Annotated in this window: 2 protein-coding genes; both read right to left on the bottom strand. The window is 68.6% G+C overall.

The genetic code is table 11. The features are described from left to right. Positions 1-888: methionyl-tRNA formyltransferase (gene fmt / locus I71_RS15430; protein WP_042695736.1), on the bottom strand; the 888-nt coding region annotated here is incomplete at its 3' end. A gap of 17 nt (positions 889-905) precedes the next feature. After that, complete coding sequence (gene def, locus I71_RS15425; protein ID WP_042695735.1) at positions 906-1,418, bottom strand: peptide deformylase; 513 nt, start codon at positions 1,416-1,418, stop codon at positions 906-908. Positions 1,419-1,657 lie beyond the last annotated feature (239 nt).

Below are 1,657 nucleotides of genomic sequence, written 5' to 3'. Positions count from 1 at the left end.
CAGGAAGGCCGCCCCATCGACCGGCGCCTTGCCCGGCCGCTGCACCTTGGTCAGCCGCACGGCGCCGCCGGCGCAGCCGACCGTCAGCCGGTCGTCCAACAGAGTACCAGGCGTACCGCCGCCGCTCACTGGTTCTGCGGCCAGAACCTTGATGCGCTCGCCATTTGCCGCGTCGAACCAGCAACCGGGCCAGGGGGTCAGGGCGCGGACCTGCCGCTCGACGTAAGCGGCGGGCTGGGTCCAGTCGAGCCGGCCGTCCTCGCGCGTCAGCTTGGCGGCGTAGGTGACGCCCTCGTCCGGTTGCGGCACGGCGGTCAGGGTGCCGGCGGCCAGACCGTTCAGCGCCGGGACGATCATGCGGGCGCCGAGGGAGGCCAGCTCGTCATGCAGGCTGCTGGCGGTGGTGGCGGGGGTGATCGCCACCGCTTCCCGAGACAGCATGGCGCCGGTGTCCAGCCCGATGTCCATCTGCATGATGGTGATGCCGGTCTCGGCATCGCCGGCCAGGATGGAGCGCTGGATCGGCGCCGCCCCGCGCCAGCGCGGCAGCAGCGAGCCATGCACGTTGACACAGCCCAGCCGCGGCGCGTCGAGAACCGGCTGCGGCAGGATCAGGCCGTAGGCGGCGACCACGGCGACATCGGCCTTGAGGTCGGCGAATTCCGCCTGGGCCTCAGCAGTGCGCAGGCTTTTCGGCGTGCGCACGGGGATGCCGTGCTCCCCGGCGAAGCGGTGGACGGGCGATTTCTGCACCTGCTGGCCGCGGCCGGCCGGACGCGGCGGCTGGCTGTAGGCGCAGACGACCTGATGCCCCGCCTCGATCAGCGCGGCAAGGCTGGGCACGGCGAAATCCGGCGTGCCCATGAAAACGAGACGGAGCGGGGTCATCATTGGATCGAGGCTGGTCAGGCCGTCGCCTTCTGCATCTTCTGGACCTTCTTCAGCAGGATGTTCCGCTTCAGCATCGACAGATAGTCGACGAACAGAACGCCGTTCAGATGGTCGATCTCATGCTGGAGGCAGGTGGCGAGCATGCCGTCCGCCTCCAGCTCCTGCTGCTGGTTCTTTTCGTCCAGATAGCGGACGCGGATGCGCACCGGCCGGGTGACCTCGGCATACTGCTCCGGCACCGACAGGCAGCCCTCCTCGCACACCGCCTTCTCGTCGGACGACCAGACGATTTCCGGGTTGGCGAGGCGGATCGGGTTCGCCGGTGCGCCCTTCTCATGGACGTCGACGACGATGACGCGGTCGAGCACGCCGACCTGCGGAGCGGCCAGCCCAATGCCGTTGGCGTCGTACATGGTCTCCACCATGTCGTCCATCAGCTTGACGACGCGCGCATCCACTTCGGCGACGGGTTGCGCCTTGCGCTTCAGGATCGGATGCGGGGCGACGAGAATCGGAAGACGGGCCATGGGTGCTCGATGCTGGTAAGGGGAGTTCAAACGGACAAGGTAGGCGGACCGAGTGTTCCGGTCAAGGAATCGGACCTGTGCGACCGATGCGGATCAGCCCGTCCTGCATGGTTGCGCCTGACGCCGGTTGGGGGTAGTCGATGCCGACCATGCCCGATGCCGCCACCGCCCCCTCCCCTCCGCCGCGTTGGACCCAGGATGCCATCCTGGCGCTGGTGTTCCTGACCCGCCTGCCCTTT

This window comes from Azospirillum sp. B506 (genome assembly GCF_000333595.1).
In the GTDB taxonomy this organism is placed as follows: Bacteria; Pseudomonadota; Alphaproteobacteria; order Azospirillales; family Azospirillaceae; genus Azospirillum.
The sequence above is the reverse complement of the archived record's forward strand: the minus strand, read 5'-3'. Positions and strand labels throughout refer to the sequence as shown.

What these genes read in the sequence shown, in the direction of transcription:
- def (WP_042695735.1), bottom strand. Translation starts at nt 1,418, where the DNA reads ATGGCCCGTCTTCCGATTCTCGTCGCCCCGCATCCGATCCTGAAGCGC.